Annotated in this window: 19 protein-coding genes, 2 tRNA genes and 1 pseudogene; 12 read left to right on the plus strand and 10 right to left on the minus strand. The window is 52.5% G+C overall.

Going from position 1 to position 22,314, the window contains the following annotated elements:
- Nucleotides 1-409: 409 nt before the first annotated feature.
- Entirely contained in the window at nt 410-1,042 is a 633-nt protein-coding gene (locus CHU32_RS06125) for a GAD-like domain-containing protein (RefSeq protein ID WP_103675197.1), read from the minus strand.
- A gap of 238 nt (nt 1,043-1,280) precedes the next feature.
- Here CHU32_RS06125 and CHU32_RS06130 point away from each other — a divergent pair.
- Nucleotides 1,281-2,318: pseudogene (locus CHU32_RS06130) on the plus strand (IS630 family transposase).
- Nucleotides 2,319-2,727: 409 nt separating this feature from the next.
- On the opposite strand, the gene CHU32_RS06140 reads toward CHU32_RS06130, so the two are convergent.
- A tRNA-Met gene (locus CHU32_RS06140) sits at nt 2,728-2,804 on the minus strand.
- 46 nt (nt 2,805-2,850) lie between these two features.
- Nucleotides 2,851-2,927: transfer RNA gene (locus CHU32_RS06145), tRNA-Met, on the minus strand.
- A 206-nt stretch (nt 2,928-3,133) separates the two neighbouring features.
- Here CHU32_RS06145 and mltA point away from each other — a divergent pair.
- Both mltA and tcdA read left to right on the plus strand, forming a co-directional pair.
- Complete coding sequence (gene mltA, locus CHU32_RS06150) at nt 3,134-4,249, plus strand: murein transglycosylase A (protein WP_103675326.1); 1,116 nt, start codon at nt 3,134-3,136, stop codon at nt 4,247-4,249.
- A 160-nt stretch (nt 4,250-4,409) separates the two neighbouring features.
- Complete coding sequence (gene tcdA, locus CHU32_RS06155; protein WP_103675199.1) at nt 4,410-5,213, plus strand: tRNA cyclic N6-threonylcarbamoyladenosine(37) synthase TcdA; 804 nt, start codon at nt 4,410-4,412, stop codon at nt 5,211-5,213.
- Between the two features lie 284 nt (nt 5,214-5,497).
- Here tcdA and csdE read toward each other — a convergent pair whose 3' ends face one another.
- Together csdE and csdA are read right to left on the minus strand one after the other, a co-directional pair.
- Nucleotides 5,498-5,944 (minus strand): cysteine desulfurase sulfur acceptor subunit CsdE, encoded by a 447-nt coding sequence (gene csdE, locus CHU32_RS06165; RefSeq protein WP_103675201.1) that lies wholly within the window; start codon nt 5,942-5,944, stop codon nt 5,498-5,500.
- Nucleotides 5,944-7,149 carry a cysteine desulfurase CsdA gene (gene csdA / locus CHU32_RS06170; protein WP_103675202.1) on the minus strand — a complete coding sequence of 402 codons (1,206 nt, stop codon included), beginning with the start codon at nt 7,147-7,149 and terminating at the stop codon, nt 5,944-5,946. Before csdA ends, csdE begins: the two co-directional genes overlap by 1 nt.
- A 192-nt stretch (nt 7,150-7,341) precedes the next feature.
- On the opposite strand from csdA, the gene CHU32_RS06175 reads away from it, so the two are divergent.
- From CHU32_RS06175 to rlmM, 4 genes are all read left to right on the plus strand, one after another.
- Entirely contained in the window at nt 7,342-7,569 is a 228-nt protein-coding gene (locus CHU32_RS06175) for a YgdI/YgdR family lipoprotein (protein WP_103675203.1), read from the plus strand.
- A gap of 346 nt (nt 7,570-7,915) precedes the next feature.
- On the plus strand, nt 7,916-8,833 hold the full coding sequence (gene gcvA / locus CHU32_RS06180) for a glycine cleavage system transcriptional regulator GcvA (RefSeq protein ID WP_103675204.1): 918 nt from the start codon (nt 7,916-7,918) through the stop codon (nt 8,831-8,833).
- A 19-nt stretch (nt 8,834-8,852) separates the two neighbouring features.
- Complete coding sequence (locus CHU32_RS06185) at nt 8,853-9,248, plus strand: DUF423 domain-containing protein (RefSeq protein ID WP_103675205.1); 396 nt, start codon at nt 8,853-8,855, stop codon at nt 9,246-9,248.
- Nucleotides 9,241-10,341, plus strand: coding sequence for a 23S rRNA (cytidine(2498)-2'-O)-methyltransferase RlmM (gene rlmM, locus CHU32_RS06190; RefSeq protein WP_103675206.1), 1,101 nt, complete (start codon nt 9,241-9,243; stop codon nt 10,339-10,341). The genes CHU32_RS06185 and rlmM overlap by 8 nt, the downstream gene beginning before the upstream one ends.
- A gap of 437 nt (nt 10,342-10,778) precedes the next feature.
- Here the strand turns inward: rlmM and xni are convergent, their stop codons facing one another.
- The 5 genes from xni to queF all read right to left on the minus strand — a co-directional run bounded on the left by xni (nt 10,779) and on the right by queF (nt 17,641).
- Nucleotides 10,779-11,534 (minus strand): flap endonuclease Xni, encoded by a 756-nt coding sequence (xni, locus tag CHU32_RS06195; RefSeq protein WP_103675207.1) that lies wholly within the window; start codon nt 11,532-11,534, stop codon nt 10,779-10,781.
- A 620-nt stretch (nt 11,535-12,154) separates the two neighbouring features.
- Nucleotides 12,155-13,522 carry an L-serine ammonia-lyase gene (locus tag CHU32_RS06200; protein ID WP_103675208.1) on the minus strand — a complete coding sequence of 456 codons (1,368 nt, stop codon included), beginning with the start codon at nt 13,520-13,522 and terminating at the stop codon, nt 12,155-12,157.
- A 53-nt stretch (nt 13,523-13,575) separates the two neighbouring features.
- On the minus strand, nt 13,576-14,865 hold the full coding sequence (locus tag CHU32_RS06205) for an HAAAP family serine/threonine permease (protein WP_103675209.1): 1,290 nt from the start codon (nt 14,863-14,865) through the stop codon (nt 13,576-13,578).
- Nucleotides 14,866-15,321: 456 nt separating this feature from the next.
- Nucleotides 15,322-16,686 carry a nucleotide 5'-monophosphate nucleosidase PpnN gene (ppnN, locus tag CHU32_RS06210; protein WP_103675210.1) on the minus strand — a complete coding sequence of 455 codons (1,365 nt, stop codon included), beginning with the start codon at nt 16,684-16,686 and terminating at the stop codon, nt 15,322-15,324.
- A gap of 109 nt (nt 16,687-16,795) precedes the next feature.
- Nucleotides 16,796-17,641 carry an NADPH-dependent 7-cyano-7-deazaguanine reductase QueF gene (gene queF, locus CHU32_RS06215; RefSeq protein ID WP_103675211.1) on the minus strand — a complete coding sequence of 282 codons (846 nt, stop codon included), beginning with the start codon at nt 17,639-17,641 and terminating at the stop codon, nt 16,796-16,798.
- Between the two features lie 68 nt (nt 17,642-17,709).
- Here queF and syd point away from each other — a divergent pair, with 68 nt between their 5' ends.
- From syd to gudP, 5 genes are all read left to right on the plus strand, one after another.
- Nucleotides 17,710-18,255 (plus strand): SecY-interacting protein, encoded by a 546-nt coding sequence (syd, locus tag CHU32_RS06220; RefSeq protein ID WP_103675212.1) that lies wholly within the window; start codon nt 17,710-17,712, stop codon nt 18,253-18,255.
- Between the two features lie 636 nt (nt 18,256-18,891).
- A complete protein-coding gene (locus CHU32_RS06225) occupies nt 18,892-19,221 on the plus strand; it encodes a YqcC family protein (protein WP_103675213.1) in 330 nt (109 codons plus the stop codon).
- On the plus strand, nt 19,221-20,000 hold the full coding sequence (truC, locus tag CHU32_RS06230; RefSeq protein ID WP_103675214.1) for a tRNA pseudouridine(65) synthase TruC: 780 nt from the start codon (nt 19,221-19,223) through the stop codon (nt 19,998-20,000). The genes CHU32_RS06225 and truC overlap by 1 nt, the downstream gene beginning before the upstream one ends.
- Before the next feature lie 14 nt (nt 20,001-20,014).
- The gene (locus CHU32_RS06235; protein WP_103675215.1) at nt 20,015-20,464 is read left to right on the plus strand and encodes a flavodoxin; all 450 of its coding nucleotides are present in this window, start codon (nt 20,015-20,017) and stop codon (nt 20,462-20,464) included.
- 496 nt (nt 20,465-20,960) lie between these two features.
- Nucleotides 20,961-22,313: a galactarate/glucarate/glycerate transporter GudP gene (gene gudP, locus CHU32_RS06240; protein WP_103675216.1), complete on the plus strand. Its 1,353-nt coding sequence runs from the start codon at nt 20,961-20,963 to the stop codon at nt 22,311-22,313.
- Nucleotide 22,314 lies beyond the last annotated feature (1 nt).

A 22,314-nucleotide genomic window follows, 5' to 3' on the forward strand; every position in this document is an offset into this window, starting at 1 on the left:
TCTGACAGGGTGTGGACTGTATGAGGAAAAACTCGTCCACACCTTTTTTGGCGCTGCTTAATAATGGTAATAACCTGAATATATTGTGGTGTTTGATGGTGATAATACCATTAACTCAGCAGCGTTATCAGCATATTTAGTAACGTGCTGCTGATTCTTCCGTTGTAGCGCTATGGCACCCTGGAAAAAATTCACCATCAGGCTGGAATTTAAGGATGGTAGCGGCTTCATATACCGCCATTAATAATGCCATTCTGAATGCGGTAGAATAAACGTGAAATTTAATAAATATGCCAGGAATAAGCACTATTTCAGCAGTGCAAGGAAGTTCAGAAACGTAACTCCTGCATTATTTAGCCAGATGCTACCAGCATTAGTGAACCCTCGGGAGTAGCGTCGGATAAGGCTTTCAACTTATATTAAACTTTACAATAGCAGGTGAAGAAAAATCTCTCAACAAAGTCAAATGAATCCTGCAATCAACTTTATTCAAATCGTTAAAATTTAATTGACCACCTAAAACATATGCAGGCTCAAAAGCGAATATTTCATGTTGTTCTAATGGGCCAAATTTCGCTATGGCTTTTTCAAAAAAATAATTACCATTGTCATCTTCCCAATCGAAATCTTCTGGATCTTCAAACCCAAGGAAACTCTCAAACTCATCATTCAGTTCATCCTTGCCAGTAGCGGAAAAATATATGATCTGATTATATGATGAATTTATTATTAATCTCATTCCTGTAGATTCACCAAAAATATATAAACTACCAAATGCCGTTTTGGCGATGACATGATACGTGTCTTCCTCTTTTAATGGGGTATTTTCCAACCAAAAATCAAGCACGTCATCATATTCGTCAGGATTGACAAAACTTATCAATCCATCTCGATAGTTTCCCCATCCTTCTTTTTTCCATAATTCAATGAGTGCAGTAGGTAATACCTTCTCCCATTTTTTTAAAGTTTCATCAGTAACAGTAATCGAAGACATAGCCTGACCAAAAGTATCGATAAAATATTCGATATATTTATTACCCATAAACACCACCTTACTCAATCCGTAAGTCTTTAACCCGGTATGCATCTAAAGTAATATTGAGTATCTCTTTTTCGGAACCAGAGTCAATAATTTTTTGTGCTACCTTTTTAACACCCTATCTTTCTATTCATATTCTAAATATCTTCGCAAAATAGTAGATCACCGGAAGGGAACTCAGCCCGGATTGTGCGATCTGATCAATCGCCAAACCAACCAAAATCACCAACCGGAATGAGCGATGCCAATCATAGTAGCAATCCCTGATGAAGAGCGAATCCTGATGCGTAAAGACGCACAGCAAACCTGCGATAAAAACTATGCCAGACGTCTCATTGCCATGCTGATGTTGCATCAGGGAATGACCGTCACTGAGGTCGCTAAAATACTCTGTGCCGCGCGTTCATCCATCGGCAGATGGATAAACTGGTTTACTTTATATGGTGTTGAAGGACTCAAAAGCCTCAAACCTGAGCGTGCTGCACGGTGGCCGGTCGCGGATATCCTGCACATCCTGCTTCTCCTGATTCGGCATTCTCCACAGGATTTTGGCTGGCTACGCTCCCGCTGGAGCACGGAACTGCTGACGCTCATCGTTAACCGGGTTTTTAACGTCACTCTGCATAGTTCCACGTTACACCGGTACCTGAAACAGGCGGGTATTGTCTGGCGCAGAGCCGCACCAGCGCTGAAAATCAAAGATCCGCACTATGAGGAAAAACGTCTTGCCATCGGGCAGGCTCTGGCCCGGGAACAGGCGGAACATCCTGTATTTTATCAGGATGAAGTCGATATCGACCTGAATCCGAAAATCGGCGCGGACTGGATGCTCAAAGGGCAACAAAAACGTATCGCCACGCCGGACAGAATCAGAAGCATTATCTGGCAGGAGCGCTACATTCAGGTACAGGAAAAATGCACTACGTTAGTGGTAGCAGTAAAAGTTCTGATTTATTTATTAAACTATTAGAAGCATTGCGGCGCACATACCGACGGGCGAAAACTATTACGCTGGTGCTTGATAACTATATCATTCATAAAAGCCAAAAAGTGGAGCGCTGGCAGGAAAAGAACCCGAAATTCCGGTTGCTGTTCCTGCCAGTATATTCACCATGGCTGAATCCGATAGAGCTGTTGTGGTTATCGTTACACGAAACCGTAACGCGAAATCACCAGTGCCGGTATATGTGGCAGTTACTGAGGCAGGTCAATCAGTTTATGAGGGTTGCCTCTCCGTTCCCCCGGCAATCAACATGGGCTGGCTAAAGTGGAGCGGTAATATGCGAAGTTATTTAGTTGGGTTCCGGATCAATATTGACATTGGATTTTATTTTCAGACACAGCACTGCCCATTAAACAGGTAGTAAGGTTTTGCTGTGATTTTCGCTTTCTGGATTTCAGTAGCTGAAAGAGGGGAGTAACGATAGCCATGACGGATGCTTATAAATACACGGCAGCAGGCTGCCTAACAAAATTTAATGGCTGTTTCTTGCTAATGCTAAATGTTTTCTCTGCCAAAATTAAAAATGAGTGTGTTATATTTCCTTTCTCAGATGATCAATTCATTTATAAAATTATTATCTTTTGCTTCCAGAATGATCTTGCAGGAAGTATACAGACGTAAAAAAACCGCAAGCTTTATCAGCGTTGCGGCTTCATTATTTTCCCATTTACGGACGCGTAAATATTGGTTGCGGGGGCCTGATTTGAACTGACGACCTTCGGGTTATGAGCCCGACGAGCTACCAGGCTGCTCCACCCCGCGTCCGTCTGTTACTCTTCATCAAGTAACGCTTTACTGCACAATGTGTTGGTTGCGGGGGCCAGATTTGAACTGACGACCTTCGGGTTATGAGCCCGACGAGCTACCAGGCTGCTCCACCCCGCGTCCGTGGAAGCGCACTATACTCTGCTGCGATTTTCATGCAACCCTTTTTTTAACCAGATCATAATTTTGGCCTGTATGTGTATAAAAACAGCGCAAGCTGGTTCGTTTTTTGCACAGAATTTGTATCCGGGTGCGTATGCGCATTTCAATAGGTTCGGGGGTTTGTTATCTTCATTCTGCATTCAGGCAACTAAAAGATGAGAACGATGAAAGGACGTTGGGCAAAATATCTTCTGACGGGGGCGGTAGTGACCATGCTAGCCGCATGTTCTTCGAAACCAACCGATCGCGGTCAACAGTACGAAGACGGGAAGTTCACCCAACCGTTCTCCCTGGTGAATCAGCCTGACGCGGTAGGCGCACCGATTAATGCCGGCGATTTTTCTGAGCAGGTAACCCAGATCCGTAGCGCATCGCCGCGCCTGTATGGCTCGCAAAGCGCTATTTATAATGCGGTACAGGATTGGTTACGTGCCGGCGGCGATACCCGCACGATGCGCCAGTTTGGTATTGATGCCTGGCAGATGGAAGGGGCCGATCACTATGGCAACGTCCAGTTCACCGGCTACTATACGCCCGTCGTACAGGCGCGCCATACCCGGCAGGGAGAGTTTCAATATCCTATCTACCGTATGCCGCCAAAGCGCGGAAAACTGCCGTCGCGGGCGAGCATTTACGCGGGTGGCCTGAGCGACAGCTACGTGCTGGCCTACAGCAACTCGCTGATGGATAATTTTATCATGGACGTGCAGGGCAGCGGATACATCGATTTTGGTGATGGCTCGCCGCTGAACTTCTTTAGCTATGCCGGGAAAAACGGCTGGCCCTATCGCAGCATCGGCAAGGTGCTGATTGACCGCGGTGAGGTGAAGCGTGAAGACATGTCCATGCAGGCGATCCGCCACTGGGGAGAAACCCACAGCGAGGCCGAAGTGCAGGAGCTGCTGGAGCAGAACCCGTCGTTCGTCTTCTTCAAACCGCAGTCCTACGCGCCGGTCAAAGGGGCCAGTGCGGTACCGCTGATTGGCCGCGCTTCCGTTGCCTCCGACCGCAGCATTATTCCGGCAGGGACGACGCTGCTGGCGGAAGTCCCGTTGCTGGATAATAACGGCAAGTTTAACGGTCAGTATGAGCTGCGATTAATGGTGGCGCTGGACGTTGGCGGCGCAATCAAGGGCCAGCACTTTGATATTTATCAGGGCATCGGTGCAGATGCCGGACACCGTGCGGGCTGGTACAATCACTATGGCCGCGTGTGGGTGCTGAAAAACGCGCCGGGCGCGGGTGGTGGTTTAACGACGGGTAACGTTTTTAGCGGCTAATCTTTTCTGCGCCGGTTTTCCCTGAAACTGAAAACTGGCGCTGTACGAAAGCGATCGCCTTTTCCCGTAAGATGACGCCGGGTATTATTCTGGCTCAATCAGCTTCCCTTTTCGCATAAGCCGGGGAAGCAAACGCTCCGCTATTTATTTCCGAGGTTTTATGTCTGTAGTAATCAGCGATGCCTGGCGTCAACGTTTCGGCGGCACCGCACGTTTATATGGTGAGCAGGCACTTCATCTGTTCGCGAATGCGCATGTTTGCGTGGTTGGTATTGGCGGCGTTGGATCGTGGGCGGCAGAGGCGCTGGCACGGACCGGTATCGGCGCGATCACGTTGATTGATATGGATGATGTCTGCGTAACCAATACCAACCGGCAAATCCACGCGCTGCGGGAAACCGTTGGTGTGGCGAAAGCGGAAGTCATGGCTGAGCGTATCCGGCAGATTAACCCGGAGTGTCGGGTCAATGTCATTGATGATTTCGTTACCACCGATAATGTCGCAGGCTATATGAACCAGGGCTATAGCTACGTTATTGATGCTATTGACAGCGTGCGTCCGAAGGCGGCGCTGATTGCGTGGTGCCGCCGCAATAAAATTCCGCTGGTCACCACTGGCGGTGCGGGCGGGCAGATTGACCCGACGCAAATCCAGGTCAGCGATCTGGCGAAAACCATTCAGGACCCGCTGGCCGCTAAGCTGCGCGAACGGCTGAAAAGTGATTTTGGCGTGGTGAAAAACAGCAAAGGCAAGCTGGGAGTGGACTGCGTATTTTCTACCGAGGCGCTGGTGTATCCGCAGGCTGATGGCTCCGTATGCGCGATGAAAAGCACGGCGGAAGGGCCAAAGCGGATGGATTGTGCTTCAGGATTTGGTGCGGCCACGATGGTCACCGCGAGCTTTGGCTTTATCGCCGTTTCCCATGCGCTGAAGAAGATGATGGCGAAAGCGGCACGCCAGTGACCATTATGCCGGGCGGCGGCTTCGCCTTGCCCGGCATACAATATCGTTGGCAAAACATCCTATATACCGGGCGGCGGCTTCGCCTTGCCCGGCCTACAATATCGTTGGCAAAACATCCTATATACCGGGCGGTGGCTTCGCCTTGCCCGGCCTGCAATATCGTTGGCAAAACATCCTGTCGGCCTGGCAAGCGCCGCCGACCCATAATATCCGTGGCATAGTATGAACGTAGGCCTGGCAAGTGCAGCGCCGCCGGGCAGGCAGCACATCCAGGCCGCTTAATTTCATTTAACGCTCTGCGCGGCAGCCCGCACCGCTTCGCTCAGCGCATTCAACCCCTGATTACGCGAGGCGCTGAGCTGGCTGCGTAGTCCCAGTTCGTCAAACAGTGCCAGCGGCTCCTGCGCCAGCAGTTCAGCCGCGCTTTTTCCCTCTGCGGCAGTCAGCAGTACCGCCAGCAGCCCGCGCACGATGCGGCCTTCACTGTCACCAAAGAAATGCAGCTTTCCCTGTGGCGTAACGGTATGACCAAGCCAGACGCGGTTCTCACAGCCGGGGATCTCACGCGCCTGCGCTTTAAGATCGTCCGACAGGGCAGGGAGCTGTTTCCCTAGCAGGATCAACTGACGATATTTTTCTTCCCACTGCGTGAGCGGGGCAAAGGTTGTTTTTAACGTCTCTTCGGTGATCGTGACACCAAAGGGATGTCCGGCAAAATCAGGGCTTGTCATTATTCCACCAGTATCTCAAGCGCACGGTCTACGGCATTAACCAGTGCAGTCACATCACTCTGTGTATTATAGGGCGCAAATGAAACGCGCAGCGTACCGTCAACGCCGAGTGCCGCCAGCAGCGGCTGGGCGCAATGTTGCCCGGCGCGCAGGGCAATGCCGTATCCTGCCAGCAGCGTGACCATATCGCTGTGGTGAATACCGGCAAAATTAAAGGCCAGCAGGCTGGAATCCTGTACGCGAAAAGAGGTAAATCCCGGACGTTTTGCCAGCGCATCTTCCGCAAGCGTGGCCAGTCCGCGGCTCCAGCTTTCTGCCTGGGCGATATCCGTTCCTTCCAGCCATTCCAGCGCGGCGCTTAAGCCAATCACCCCTGCCACATTAGGCGTGCCGGCTTCAAGGCGATACGGCACCGGCTGGGTTTTATAGCCGTCAAAACTGACTTCAGTGATCATCTTCCCGCCGCCCAGCCATGGCGACATGCCTTCCAGCAGCTCAGTTTTGCCGTAAAGTACGCCGATACCGTTCGGTCCGTAGAGCTTGTGCGCGGAAAACGCATAAAAATCAATATCCAGTTTTTGCACATCTGCCGGAAAGTGGACCGCGCCCTGCGCGCCATCCACCATCACCACCATGCCTGCGTGATGGGCAAGAGCGATCGCATGTGTCAGGTCCGGGCAGCCGCCGGTAACGTTGGACATTTGCCCCAGCGCCAGAATCCGGCTGCGCGGCGTAATAATGTCCGCCAAACGCGCTATGTCAGGCAGGCGATCCGCGCCAAGTGGCAGGCGCACCACCTTTGCGCCGGTCTGCTCCGCGACCATCAGCCAGGGGACAAAATTAGCATGATGCTCCGCTTCGCTGACGATGATCTCGTCTCCCGGCTTTAAACGTGGGCGTGCGTAGCACTGGGCGACCATATTGATCGCTTCTGTCGTGCCGCGGGTCCAGACAATATCTTTGCCGGAAGGGGCGTTAAGCAGGTGCGCCACACGATCGCGGGCAGCTTCATAACGCTCGGTCAGGCGTTGCGCTTCGGCAAACTGACTGCGATGCACATTCCCTGCGCTCAGGCTATAAAACTGCTGCGTAGCATCAATGACCGCCTGCGGTTTCAGGGCGGTCGCCGCGCTATCAAGGTAGACGCCAGCATCAGCCAGTGCCGGAAATTGTGCGCGAAATTGCGCAGGGTTGAAGGTATTCATAGCACTCCTCATGGTAAGACCGGGATCGTCGCGCAATTCATATCCTGACGCAAGCATGTTGAAAACCATCGGAATTATCCTGTAATCCTGGCAGGTTTCTCATGGTGGGTTATGCTGATAACTGTTAGGTGAATGTTTTAGCCTGTTACTAAATGATGGTTCTATAGCATGAATTGCTAAAAGGAGAAGAAGATGAAAAAGACTGCCGCAATTATTTCTGCCTGTATGCTGACGTTTGCTCTGAGCGCCTGTTCTGGCCCGAACTATGTTATGCATACCAATGATGGCCGGACTATCGTTTCTGACGGCAAACCAGTGACGGATAACGATACCGGTATGATTTCGTATAAAGATGCCAACGGTAATAAACAGCAAATCAACCGCTCTGATGTGAAAGAGATGGTCGCGCTGGAAAAGTAAGGTAGCGCACAGGTAAAAAAAAGCACCGCAATTTGCGGTGCTACATTAATCACTATGGACAGACAGGGTAAATGTACAGGAAGTGAAAAGGTAGATTCGCTACCGAGGTCTGAATGGCAGACCAAATGCAAACACAACAACACAACATCACAACCGTAAGCCAAAAGTTCATCAGAACACGCATTCCAACAAAACTTTTCGTTCCGGCTCAGGAAGTGCGGCCACTATAGGTATTTGCTGGTAGAAGCTCAACGGACAAATTATAATGTCTCAGATAAAAAAAACTAATAGGTTGCATCCTGTTTCCTGTTTGTTAATTGGCATTAACATCTGAGTCAGAATCACTATGTCAAAGCGATTACCCCCTCTGAATGCATTACGTGTTTTTGATGCAGCCGCGCGTCATCTAAGTTTCACTCGCGCCGCTGATGAGCTATTTGTTACCCAGGCTGCGGTAAGCCATCAAATCAAGTCTCTTGAGGATTTCCTTGGGCTGAAGCTCTTCCGGCGACGCAACCGTTCGCTTTTGCTGACCGAGGAAGGACAGAGTTATTTTCAGGATATAAAAGAGATATTTTCGCAATTAACCGATGCAACACGTAAACTGCAATCACGCAGTGCGAAGGGAGCGCTGACGGTCAGTTTGCTGCCCAGTTTTGCGATACACTGGCTGGTGCCACGCCTCTCAAGCTTTAACTCAGCTTATCCGGGAATTGATGTCAGGATTCAGGCGGTTGACCGTGAAGAAGATAAACTGGCTGACGACGTTGACGTGGCCATTTTTTATGGTCGCGGTAACTGGCCAGGCCTGCGGGTAGAAAAACTCTATGCGGAATATTTGCTTCCGGTCTGTGCGCCAGTATTGCTCACCGGTGATAAAGCATTAAAGACGCCAGCTGATTTGGCACAGCATAATTTATTGCATGACGCCTCCCGCCGCGACTGGCAAACCTATACCCGCCAGCTCGGGCTTAATCACATTAATGTGCAGCAGGGGCCTATCTTCAGCCACAGTGCAATGGTGCTGCAGGCGGCCATTCACGGTCAGGGTGTTGCATTAGCCAATAATGTGATGGCGCAGTCGGAAATTGAGGCCGGGCGTCTGGTATGTCCGTTTAACGATGTGCTGGTAAGTAAAAATGCGTTTTATCTGGTTTGTCATGACAGTCAGGCAGAACTGGGTAAAATAGCCGCCTTTCGTCAGTGGATTCTGGCAAAAGCGGCAAGTGAGCAAGAAAAATTTCGCTTCCGTTACGAACAATAAATGACTGTAGGGTAATAACATGACCAGCCGTTTTATGCTGATTTTTGCCGCCATTAGCGGTTTTATTTTTGTAGCGCTGGGCGCGTTTGGCGCGCATGTGTTGAGTAAATCAATGGGCGCTGTTGAATTAGACTGGATACATACCGGCCTTGAGTATCAGGCGTTTCATACGCTGGCGATCTTTGCGCTGGCGGTTGCAATGCAACGTCGCATCAGTATTTGGTTTTACTGGAGTAGTGTATTCCTGGCGCTGGGGACCGTCTTATTTAGCGGCAGCCTTTACTGCCTGGCGCTGTCGCATCTGCGTCTGTGGGCTTTTGTTACACCGGTGGGCGGCGTATGTTTCCTGGTGGGCTGGGCATTAATGCTGGTTGGTGCGATTCGCCTGAAGCGTAAGGGCATTGTTCATGAATAAACTTATTTTATTATGCCGCTCCGGCTTTGAGAAAGAGTGCGCGGCAGAAATTACCGATAAAGCGGCGCGCCGTGAAATCTACGGTTTCGCCCGCGTAAAAGAGAATGCGGGCTACGTTATTTTCGAGTGCTATCAGGCACAAGATGCCGACAAGCTGGCGACAGAGCTGCCTTTTAGCTCGCTGATTTTTGCCCGCCAGATGTTTGTTGCTGGTGAACTGTTGCAAAATCTTCCGGCGGAAGATCGCGTTACGCCAATTGTCGGCATGCTACAAGGGGTGGTGGAGAAAGGCGGTGAATTGCGCGTTGAAGTGGCAGACACCAATGAAAGCAAAGAACTGATGAAGTTCTGCCGCAAGTTTACCGTGCCGCTACGCGCCGCGCTGCGCGAGGCGAAAGTGTTGACCAGCTACGAGACGGCTAAGCGCCCGGTGGTGCATGTTTTCTTTATTGCGCCGGGCTGTTGTTACACGGGTTACTCCTATAGCAATAACAACTCCCCGTTCTATATGGGCATCCCGCGACTCAAGTTTCCGGCCGATGCGCCGAGCCGCTCCACGCTTAAGCTCGAAGAGGCGTTGCACGTGTTCATCCCTGCCGATGAATGGGATGAACGGCTGGCAAACGGTATGTATGCCGTTGATCTCGGGGCATGCCCCGGCGGCTGGACGTATCAACTGGTTAAACGCAATATGTGGGTTTATTCGGTTGATAACGGCCCAATGGCGCAAAGCCTGATGGATACCGGGCAGGTCACCTGGCTGCGTGAGGATGGTTTTAAATATAAACCGACGCGCAACAATATTTCGTGGATGGTGTGCGATATGGTGGAGAAGCCCGCTAAAGTTGCCGCGCTGATGGCACAATGGCTGGTCAACGGCTGGTGCCGGGAGACGATTTTTAACCTTAAACTGCCGATGAAAAAGCGTTACGAAGAGGTCTCGCACAACCTGGCCTACATTGAGGGAAAGCTGAGCGAGAATGGCATTAACGCGCAGATCCAGGCGCGCCAGCTTTATCACGACAGGGAAGAAGTGACGGTTCATGTGCGTCGCATCTGGGCGGCAGTGGGTGGTCGTCGCGACGAACGGTAATGCCGCTTTTGTTGCTTTCCACCCTCACCCTAACCCTCTCCCTGAGGGAGAGGGAACCGTCGGTGGCACGAAATGAGTGTGTGGACCTGACCTGCCTTTTTCTCTCGCCCTGAGGGAGAGGGAACCGTCGGTGGCACGAAATGAGTGTGTGTTCCGCACCTGCTTTTCTTCCTCTCCCTGAAGGAAAGGGAACCGTTGATGGCACGAAATTAATGTGTGCTCCGGACCTGCCTTTCTTCCTCTCTCTGAAGGAAAGGGGGCCGTCGGTGGCAAGAAATTAATGTGTGCTCCGGACCTGCTTTTCTTCCTCTCCCTGAAGGAAAGGGGACCGTCGGTGGCACGAAATTAATGTGTGCTCCGGACCTGCCTTTCTCCCTCTCCCTGAGGGAGAGGGCTGGGGTGAGGGGGAATGTTGCTATCCGTCAACATCAAACCATTCACCTGCGCAGACGAAGCTGCTGTAAATTTCCGTCAATCTGCAAATCTGAACGTAGCCGCGCGATATCCCGGCAGATAAACGCCATCTCGCGGCTTTCTTCCAGTTTCTTACGCCACTTTTGCGGTACCTCATCAAGGCGCGCGTAAATGTCTTCCAGCGACGTAAAATCAGTCAGTAATTGTGTGGCGCTTTTCGCGCCTATTCCAGCCACGCCTGGCACTTTTGAACTGCTGATACCAGCAAGCCCCCAGTAATCGGGTAACTGCTGTGGCGTGACGCCGAACTCCTGGGCAATAAACGGCGCGTCCAGCCAGCGTTTCTGGAAGTAATCCCGAATGCGTATGGTTGGCGAGAGCAACTGACAGTAGCCTTTGTCCGTGGAAACGATAGTGGCCTGATGCCCTGCCCGTGCCACTTTGACTGCCAGCGTGGCGGCGAGATCGTCGGCTTCGTTGCCCGCGCATTCCCAGCTACGTACGCCGCTACGGGCAAACGCCGCGCGCAGCGCGGCCATTTCATTACGCAAATCGTCGGGCATCGGTGCCCGGCCAGCCTTGTAATCCGGCAACGTCTGGTGACGCCAGCTGGTGTTACGCGCTTCATCATCAAATACTGCTACCGCGTGCGTCGGCTGGCTGTGAACAATCAACTGCTCCAGTGCATGCTGGCAGGCTTCCACGCATGGCGATCCCTGTACTGCGTGAATACGGCGAATCAAATTCAACGCATCGATAATGAGTAAATGAACGGCCATGGGTATCCTCCTTTGAAACCTGGCGTAAGGGTAACATCGCAAGGCAAGGGGAGGCTATAAAACGAGGGGAAATCAGGAAGAGGCCTCGCAAAAAATGAGCCGGGGCGCGTTTTGCCTGGCGGCGCTGCGCTTGCACAGGCCTACGTTCTGGTGGGATGACTGACACGGTAATGTGTAGGCCGGGTACGCGTTTTGCCTGGCGGCGCTGCGCTTGCGCAGGCCTACGTTCTGGTGGGATGACTGACACGGCAATGTGTAGGCCGGGTACGCGTTTTGCCTGGCGGCGCTGCGCTTGCGCAGGCCTACGTTATGGTGGGGTGACTGGCACGGTAATGTGTAGGCCGGGGCGCGTTTTGCCTGGCGGCGCTGCGCTTGCGCAGGCCTACGTTATGGTGGGATGACTGACACGGCAATGTGTAGGCCGGGGCGCGTTTTGCCTGGCGGCGCTGCGCTTGCACAGGCCTACGTTCTGGTGGGATGACTGACACGGTAATGTGTAGGCCGGGGCGCGTTTTGCCTGGCGGCGCTGCGCTTGCACAGGCCTGCGTTATGGTTGGGTGACTGGCACGGTAATGTGTAGGCCGGATAAGCGCAGCGCCATCCGGCATTATGTGCAGAGATTAATCGCAGGTCACAATTTTCATGGCCAGCCCACCGCGCGACGTTTCACGGTACTTGGCGTTCATGTCCTTACCGGTTTCGTACATCGTCTCAATGACTTTATCAAGGCAGACGCGCGGCTCGCTGGTACGGCGCAGCGCCATACGCGCAGCGTTCACCGCTTTAACGGCGGCGATAGCGTTACGTTCGATACACGGCACCTGTACCTGGCCGGCAACCGGGTCGCAGGTCAGGCCGAGATTGTGCTCCATGCCAATTTCCGCCGCAATACACACCTGGCCGGGACTGCCGCCTAACAGCTCGGTCAGGCCCGCTGCCGCCATTGAGCAGGCCACGCCGACTTCCCCCTGACAACCGACCTCTGCGCCGGAAATAGAGGCATTCATCTTATACAGCGAGCCAATCGCACTGGTCACCAACAGATAACGGGCCAGCGAGTTAGCGTTCACTTCGCGGATGAATTTGTCGTAGTAGGCCAGCACCGCCGGAACGATGCCGCATGCACCGTTGGTCGGAGCCGTCACTACCCGGCCACCGGCCGCGTTTTCTTCGTTCACTGCCAGCGCAAACATATTGATCCAGTCCACCACCGCCATCGGATCGCTGGTGGTTTTATCCTGGCTAACCAGCATTCTGCGTAAGGCGGCGGCGCGGCGCGGAACCCGCAACTTACCCGGCAGTACGCCTTCGGTAACGCTGCCATGCTCGATTCCGCCGCGCATTACGTCCCATACATTATTGAAGTGCTGCTCCAGTTCTTCTTTACTGTGCAGCGCCAGTTCGTTCTGCATCATCAGACCGGAGAGGGACAGACCACTGTCGCGGCAGTGCTGCTGGAGATCGGCGGCGGTTTTATACGGATACGGCACGCTAACGGGCGCGTCGGTAGAGAGGCCGAAGTGCGCTTCATCCACAATAAACCCGCCGCCGATAGAATAATACGTCTGGCTGTAAACGGCTTTCTCGCCTGCCAGCGCCGTAATGCGCATACCGTTCTCATGCAGAGAAAGGTTGTCGGCATGGAAATTCATGCAATGATCGACCGGAAATTCCACTTCATGCTGACCGTTGGCCAGCAGCAGACGTCCGTGCGTATTTACATCCTGAATAAAGCCCGGAATGGCGGCGATGTCCACGCTGTCCGGCAGATTACCCGCCAGGCCCATAATAATGGCGATGTCGGTATGGTGGCCTTTACCGGTCAGGGAAAGGGAGCCATACACATCCACCACCACGCGGGTCACATCGAACAGCAGCCCCTGGGCAATCAGATCGTCGGTAAACTGTTTGCCCGCTTTCATTGGGCCGACGGTGTGCGAGCTGGAAGGGCCAATGCCGATTTTGAAAATATCGAAAACGCTAATCATGATGCGTCCAATGAGATCGTAAAGCGCGCCATCCGCAGATGGCGCGGGGGGAGTTAACTGAACAGGGAGTAGAAAATCGCCGACATGGCGATAAGCCCCATCAGCACTACAAACGCGTTGCTGATATGGCCGCTGTATTTACGCATCGCCGGGACTTTCTGAATGGCATACATCGGCATCAGGAACAGGATCATCGCAATAATCGGGCCGCCCAGCGTTTCGATCATGCCGAGGATGCTCGGGTTCAGCGTTGCCACAATCCAGGTCGTTACCAGCATAAACAGCGCAGTAATGCGGTTCAGCTTGTTGATTTCGATAGATTTGCCTTTGCCGCGCAGGGTTTTGATGACCATGCCGTTAAAGCCTTCACGCGCGCCAAGGTAGTGGCCGAGGAAGGATTTGGTGATAGCAATCATCGCGATGATCGGGGCCATCCAGGCAATCAGCGGAGCGTTAAAGTGGTTCGCCAGGTAAGACAGAATCGAAATGTTCTGTGCTTTCGCTTCCGCCAGGTCCGCCGGGGAGAGGCTCAGCACGCAACTGAACACAAAGAACATGACCGTCAGCACCATCATGATGTGGGCGAACGCCAGAATGCGGGAGCATTTTTTCTCCGCGTCCACGCCATATTCTTCACGTTTTGCCACCGCAAAGGAGGAGATGATCGGCGAGTGGTTAAAGGAGAAGACCATCACCGGGATCGCCAGCCACAGGGTCATCCACAGACCGTTGCCGGTAGAGGCGGCTGTATTGAATGAAAGGGTTTCAAACGCTGCGCCGCTCCACTGCGGGATCAGGTACAGCGCCAGCAGCATCAGGGCAAAGACGAACGGGAACACCAGAATGCTCATTGCCTTAACAATCATCTGCTCGCCGAAGCGCACGATGGTCATCATGCCGACAATCAGGATCAGCGACAAGATTGCACGCGGTGGCGGGGTCATCATCAACTGGTGCGTCATAAAGCTTTCAACAGTGTTAGTGATTGCCACGCTATAAACCAGCAGGATGGGGTAGATGGCGAAGAAGTAGAGCAGGGTAATCAGTTTACCTGCGCCAATACCGAAATGTTCTTCAACCACTTCTGTAATATCTTCGCCGGGGTTTTTACCGGACAGCACGAAACGGGTCAGGCCACGGTGCGCAAAAAAGGTCATTGGGAAGGCAAGGATAGCCATGATAATCAGCGGGATCATCCCGCCAACGCCTGCGTTGATTGGCAGGAACAATACGCCCGCGCCAATCGCCGTGCCATAAAGGCCCAGCATCCACATGGTGTCGGTTTTACGCCATGTACTCTGCGCTTTGACAGAGGTAATGGTGCTGGTTTGAGTGGTTTCCATCTGTTTCTCCTGAGGAAGCTAAAATTCACTGTACTGGTCAAATTCAATGCAAAATTGGGTATGTGTAGTATGAAGTTCGTTAGGTTAGCGATTTTTTATAATTTTTTGCCGTAACTATTTTCGCGGCGAAAGATACATTTATGTTATCAATGCATCAGTGATCCCGATCGCAATTACAATAATCTACTTCTTATGTGTGGTTATTTAGACCATTAATCTGTCATTTTTTACCCATGTAGAGTTTATGGGCGAAAAGGCTAGCATCCGCAGAATGGATTATGAAGAGGGAGAATAAAGTAACGTTATTTACACTGTAAAATGTGCTTCTAACAGTCTTTTGATGGGGAATAACATAATTAAATCAAATTAATCACCGCTATTTGCCGGAAGCAAACGGTTAAGTCGGGATAATAAAACGGCAATAGATAAGGGCGACGTGTGAGTCGCCCTTACGGATCATTTGCAGATTTCGTAGCAGGGAATGTAGGCGGAGCCGGGAAGTTTCATACGATGCTGAGCAACAAAGCCCTGAAGCAGGTCATCCATCCGGCGCATCATCTCGCTGTCGCCGTGGATCTTATAGGGACCGTACTTCTCAATGGCGCGGATACCCACCTCTTTCACATTGCCCGCCACAATACCGGAGAAGGCGCGGCGCAGGTCGGCTGCCAGTACGTCAACCGGCTGGTCCGGATACAGTTTCAGGTTGGCCATGTTCTCATGCGACGGCTCAAAGGGCAGTTGCAGATCCGGCGCAATACGAATGGACCAGTTAAAACTGTAGGCATCGCCGGTTTCACGACGGCACTCTTTCACCAGCGGCATCGCTTTTTTCATCTGCCGCGCCACTTCGGCGGCGTCATCAATGATTATCTGATAATGGCGACGGGCCGCTTCACCCAGCGTGCTGACGATAAACTCATCCAGCACGCGGAAGTAGTCAGCGCTCTCTTTCGGCCCGGTGAGGATCAGCGGCAGGACCTGCTCTTTGTTGGCCGGGTTCATCAGAATACCCAGCAGGTACAGCAACTCTTCCGCCGTTCCCACGCCGCCGGGGAAAATAATAATCCCGTGGGCAATACGCACAAACGCTTCGAGGCGTTTTTCGATATCGGGCATGATGATCAGTTCATTGACCAGCGGGTTAGGCGGCTCAGCGGCAATAATCGACGGCTCGGTCATGCCGATAAATCGCCCGTCTTTGTAGCGCTGCTGAGCGTGGCCGACCGCCGCGCCTTTCATCGGCGCTTCCATCGCACCCGGACCGCAGCCGGTACAAATGTTCAGCTCGCGCAACCCCAGTTGAGTGCCGACGCGCCGTGCATACAGATATTCTTTTTCATTGATGGAGTGACCGCCCCAGCACACCACCATACTCGGCGCTTCGCCAACGTGCAGCGCCCGGGCGTTACGCAGAATGGAAAAGACCAGGTTGGTAATATGGGCCGAACTTTCAAGGTCGAGATCGGGATAGCGGACGGTGTTGTGGATCTGACCATACACGAAGAGAATATCGCGCAACACGGCAAACAGGTTGGCCTGCAATGAGCGGATAATTTGCCCATCAACAAACGCGTCTTCTGGCGGGTTGATTAACTCAAGCTTAACGCCGCGCTCGCGGCGCAGAACGTTGATATCGAAATTCTCAAAGCGTGACAACAACTCTTTACTGTTATCGGTGAGACTCCCTGAGTTTAGAACGGCAAGTGAACAGTTACGAAACAGTTGATACAGGTCGCTGCTGGCGGTGCGCTTAAGCATATCGACTTCCAGCTGCGACAACATATCCATTGAGCCAAGGGGGCTTACATGTGTAATCAAGTGAACTCCTTATGGGGCGAAAATCGCCGCTCCCTGAAATTACAATAGCCCCCGCAGACCGGTTTTCACAACCCGCAATGGGGCAATATCGCCGTTATCAACAAAATAGTTACTGACGTACCAGCCTGCCAGTGGCTGGTTTGAAATCAGTATTGCTGCGCCAGGGGTTGATATCCAGCCCGCCCCGGCGCGTATAGCGCGCGTAGACGCTCAGCGTTTCTGGCTGGCAGAAGCGTTGAATATCGTTAAAGATGCGCTCCACGCACTGTTCGTGAAACTCGTTATGATGGCGAAACGAAACCAGATAGCGCAGCAGTTTTTCCCGGTCGATGGCCGGGCCGCGGTACTGAATTTGTACTGAACCCCAGTCGGGCTGGTGGGTGATCAGGCAGTTGGATTTCAGCAGGTGGCTGACCAGCGATTCCTCCACCACGCTACCGCGGGCGGCACCGGAAAGGGAGTCGGCATCGAACTGGTAGTTATCAATTTCAATATCCTGCTGGTCGATGCACACGCCGTTGAAGCGGGCAATGGGCTGGCCCTCAAGCTCGTCAAGCGAATACAGCGTAACGCGCACGCTGCCCTGCGCACAGGCGCTCAGATCGCGCTCCAGCGTGGCGTGAACGTCGTCCCGGCTGGCAAAGCGGGTTTGGTTAAAGCTATTGAGATAGAGCTTAAAGCTTTTGGATTCCACCAGGTTAACACTGGCATAGTCGAGTTCCACCTGACCGACGGCCACCTGTGGCAGGCCTTTGGCATTCAACCAGGAGATTTCGTACAGCGTCCAGATGTCTGCGCCATGAAAGGGCAGACTGTCTGCATGCAGGCCCAGCGGATCGCGATTCAGACTTCTTGGCACGCCCTGTAATAACGACGCATCGTAGATATCGCGGTAACTGGTTGTTTTACCAAGCGTCAGGCCAGAAAGCGCCTGATGGTTTTCATAGGAAGACATGTTTCACCGTTATAAAGCAGGTACACTATGGGGCAAGTGTATCCTGGCCGACGTAAAGAGAGAAATCAGTGGACCCACAAACTGCACAAGCGCTGAAGGCGTTTACCCAACGTTATTGTGATGCATGGCGACGTGAGCATACCAGCTGGCCACAGAGTGAAGCGCTTTACGGTGTGCCTTCGCCGTGCATTGTCTCGTCTACCGACCAGATAGTGCTGTGGCAACCGCAACCTTTTGAGGGCGAACAAAATCTCAACGCCGTTGAACGCGCGCTGGATATTGTGATTCAACCCGCAGCACACATTTTTTATACAGCGCAATATGCAGGTGATATGCAGGCGCGTTTTGGTGCAGAAACGTTAACGCTGTTGCAAACGTGGAGTGCGGATGATTTTCGTCGCGTTCAGGAGAATCTCATCGGCCATCTGGTGACGCAGAAACGCCTCAAACTTTCTCCAACGCTGTTTATTGCCACGCTGGACAGTGAACTGGACGTTATTTCTGTCTGTAATCTGCGCGGTGAGGTGCTAAAGGAGACACTTGGTACCACTAAACGCCGCGTTCTTGCCGCCTCGCTTGTGGACTTTCTTAATCAACTGGAGCCGGTGCTGTAATCCATTGACCTGATCGTTTTGTAGGAGATCTCTCACACAGCCTGTGAGAGATCGTAGAGAGTATCTTATTCCACTGCGCGATTTAATTTTGATTAATTTAATATTAATCAAAGAGATAATTTTTCTAATACGATTTTTAAGTAAAACTTTTCTTAAGACATTTGCTTAAGACTAGTTGTAAGACTCGGTGGAATAGACGATTCTATGTCCGTCGACAGGGAGTCACAAAAAGAAGTGAACATCAGGATGATGACGCTTCAAGGGACACACCAGGAAGGTGCTTCAGGGAAGGCTTCAGGATGAAGTTAAGGGATATGCAGGACGCATAGCAAGGACACCTCCAGGAAGGAGAATGTGAACCGAACGGGATGATCGGTGGGTCAGGAAGATCAGGAACGCACTTAAGGATAAGTGTTATCGCATCGGGGTGGTGTGAGCAGGACGCATTGTTTAAGGATGAACCGGTCAGGAGACCAACAGGAAAAGTTGTCATGGATGAGCAGGGAGCATCATAAAAAGTAGCTGGATTGCTGCGAAACGAACCGGGGGCACTGTCTGACAGTGCCCCCTTTTTTTGTTTCCTGGCAACTGGTGCTATGCTTCGCGCCAGAAAATCCCAGAGCCTGTGAGGTTACCATGACACTCCACGACAGCGTGCGTGAACAACTGAATATTATCGAAGCGCTACTGCGTAAACATGACCACTGGCAGACAACCCCGCCGCAGGCCAGCGTTTTTGAAAGTACACAACCTTTTTGTATGGATACGCTGGAGCCGCTTGAGTGGCTACAATGGGTGCTTATCCCACGTATGCACGCGTTGCTGGACAGCGGCCAGCCGCTGCCGCAGAGTTTTGCCGTTGCGCCCTATTATGAGATTGCGCTCGATACCAGTCATCCCTCGCGTGATGACGTGGTGCTGGAGCTACAGCGGCTGGACGCGTTTTTTGCCGACGATAACGCCTGATGCTGGAGATTATTTATCAGGACGAGTGGCTGGTGGCCGTGAATAAGCCTTCCGGCTGGCTGGTACACCGGAGCTGGCTCGATCGCGACGAAAAAGTGGTTGTGATGCAAACGGTGCGCGATCAGATTGGACAGCATGTCTATACCGCGCATCGTCTCGACAGGCCCACGTCTGGCGTACTGCTGATGGGGCTGTCCAGCGAGGCCGGGCGACGGCTGGCCCAGCAGTTTGAGCAGCATCAAATCCAGAAACGGTATCATGCCATCGTGCGCGGCTGGCTGACGGAAGCGGCGGTGCTGGATTACCCGCTGATTGAAGAGCTGGATAAAATTGCCGATAAATTTGCCCGTGAGAACCGGGAGGCGCAACCTGCGGTTACCCGCTATCGGGGACTGGCAACAACGGAAATGCCGGTCGCCACGGGGCGTTATCCCACCACGCGTTATTCGCTGGTCGAGCTGGAGCCGGAAACCGGGCGTAAGCACCAGTTGCGTCGTCATCTTGCCCATCTGCGTCATCCAATTATCGGCGACAGTAAACATGGCGATCTGCGCCAGAATCGCAGCGCCGCGGAGCATTTTGGCTGTCAGCGTCTGATGCTCCATGCCAGCCAGCTTACCCTGGCCCATCCTTTCACCGGCGAGCCGCTGGTGCTACGCGCCGGACTGGACCCGGTGTGGATGGATGCGCTTACCCATTTTGGCTGGCGTACGCTTCTCCCCGATAACGAAAGGGTTGAGTTTCCGTCTGAGACCGACCAGGATAATGCAGACGGTTAATCAAGGAGTTAACAATGGCGAATATTGGGATTTTTGTCGGCACCATGTACGGTAATGCACTGCTGGTGGCGGAGGAGGCGGAAGCAATCCTTAACGAGCAGGGGCACAGTGCGCGGGTATTTGAAGATCCGCAGTTGTCAGACTGGCAACCTTATCAGGACGGTTATGCACTGGTGGTGACCTCCACGACCGGGCAGGGCGATCTGCCGGACAGCATTGTGCCGTTGTACCAGGGCATCCACGACAAGCTTGGCCATCAGCCAGGCCTGCGTTACGGCGTTATCGCGCTTGGCGACAGTACCTACTCGCACTTCTGCGGCGGCGGCAAAAAGTTTGACCAGTTGCTCCAGGAACAGGGCGCGCAGCGCATCGGTGACGTGCTGATGATTGACGCCAGCGAAGATCCCGAACCGGAAACCATCTCCAGCCCGTGGGTGGAGCAATGGGGTGCTTTGCTGAAATAGAGGAGTAGCCCTCCCCCTACATGGAGGGCGTCTTCCTTAACAACCACTAGCCAGTCTGAAAAACGACCCGATGTAATTTTATTCTCGCTGAATCGTGTTAGCTTCAGGCAAATGCCCGTAATTCCCTTTAAATATAAGGGTTTTTGCCGGGCATTTTCACGGCGTCAAGAGACCTGTTTCACACTCCTGAAAGCCCCTGCTTCTCTACAAGCTCCTTTATACGGTCGATTTTCATTTCCGTGAAGTACCGCCCACTGCGTTGTGCTAAAGCCATAAAACCCCGTCTGAACCCTGATGAATGCTGTGCTCTTGCACGGTGAGAGGCTGGCACGCTCTTCATATACTTTCCTGGCTAGTCAAAAAAGACGCAGTAACCCGGGCGATAACGACCCTTAGTAATAAAAACTGCGAAAACACGAACACGTCATTCTGATTACCCTACGGTTGTGCTGTTCAGAATGAACGTAGCGACAGGCTATGATTCAGGAGTACAACAATGAGTTCATTAAGCAATACGGTGAGCGCTGCTGAAAAGCGGACTAACGCTCGCTACTGGATAGTGGTGATGCTGTTTATCGTCACCTCGTTTAACTACGGCGACCGTGCCACTCTCTCCATCGCCGGGTCCGAAATGGCGAAAGACATCGGGCTTGATCCGGTGGGTATGGGATACGTTTTCTCCGCCTTTTCCTGGGCCTATGTCATCGGGCAAATTCCTGGCGGCTGGCTGCTTGACCGTTTTGGTTCAAAACGGGTCTATTTCTGGTCCATTTTTATCTGGTCGATGTTTACCCTGTTGCAGGGCTTCGTCGATATCTTCAGCGGTTTCGGCATTATCGTGGCGCTGTTTACCCTGCGCTTCCTGGTCGGGCTGGCAGAGTCTCCTTCCTTCCCTGGCAACAGTCGCATCGTCGCGGCATGGTTCCCGGCACAGGAGAGGGGAACGGCAGTCGCCATTTTTAACTCCGCGCAATACTTCGCTACCGTGATCTTTGCGCCGATCATGGGCTGGTTAACGCATGAAGTGGGCTGGTCACACGTCTTCTTCTTTATGGGCGGGCTGGGCATCATTATCAGCTTTATCTGGCTGAAGGTGATCCACGAACCCAATCAGCATCCGGGCGTGAACAAAAAAGAGCTGGAGTACATTGCTGAAGGCGGCGCGCTGATCAATATGGATCAGAAGAGCAGTCAGCAGAAAGTGCCGATGAGCGTCAAGTGGGGACAGATTAAGCAACTGATCGGTTCGCGGATGATGATCGGCGTTTATCTCGGGCAATACTGCATTAACGCCTTAACCTATTTCTTTATTACCTGGTTCCCGGTGTATCTGGTGCAGGCGCGCGGTATGTCGATCCTCAAGGCGGGTTTCGTGGCCTCAGTACCGGCAATCTGCGGCTTTGTTGGTGGGGTGCTCGGCGGCATTATTTCCGACTGGCTGATGCGTCGTACCGGTTCACTTAATATCGCGCGTAAGACGCCGATTGTGCTCGGCATGTTGCTGTCGATGGTGATGGTGTTCTGTAACTACGTTGAAACCGAGTGGATGATTATCGGCTTTATGGCGATGGCGTTCTTCGGTAAAGGTATTGGCGCGCTGGGCTGGGCGGTGATGGCGGATACGGCACCGAAAGAAATCAGCGGTCTCTCCGGCGGTCTGTTTAATATGTTCGGCAACATCTCCGGTATCGTCACGCCTATCGCAATTGGTTATATCGTTGGTACCACCGGCTCCTTTAACGGTGCGCTGATTTATGTCGGTGTTCATGCGCTGGTGGCGGTACTGAGCTATCTGGTGCTGGTCGGCGATATTAAACGTGTCGAACTGAAACCCGTCACGGGGAGATAAC

Source organism: Superficieibacter electus (assembly GCF_002915575.1).
In the GTDB taxonomy this organism is placed as follows: Bacteria; Pseudomonadota; Gammaproteobacteria; order Enterobacterales; family Enterobacteriaceae; genus Superficieibacter; species Superficieibacter electus.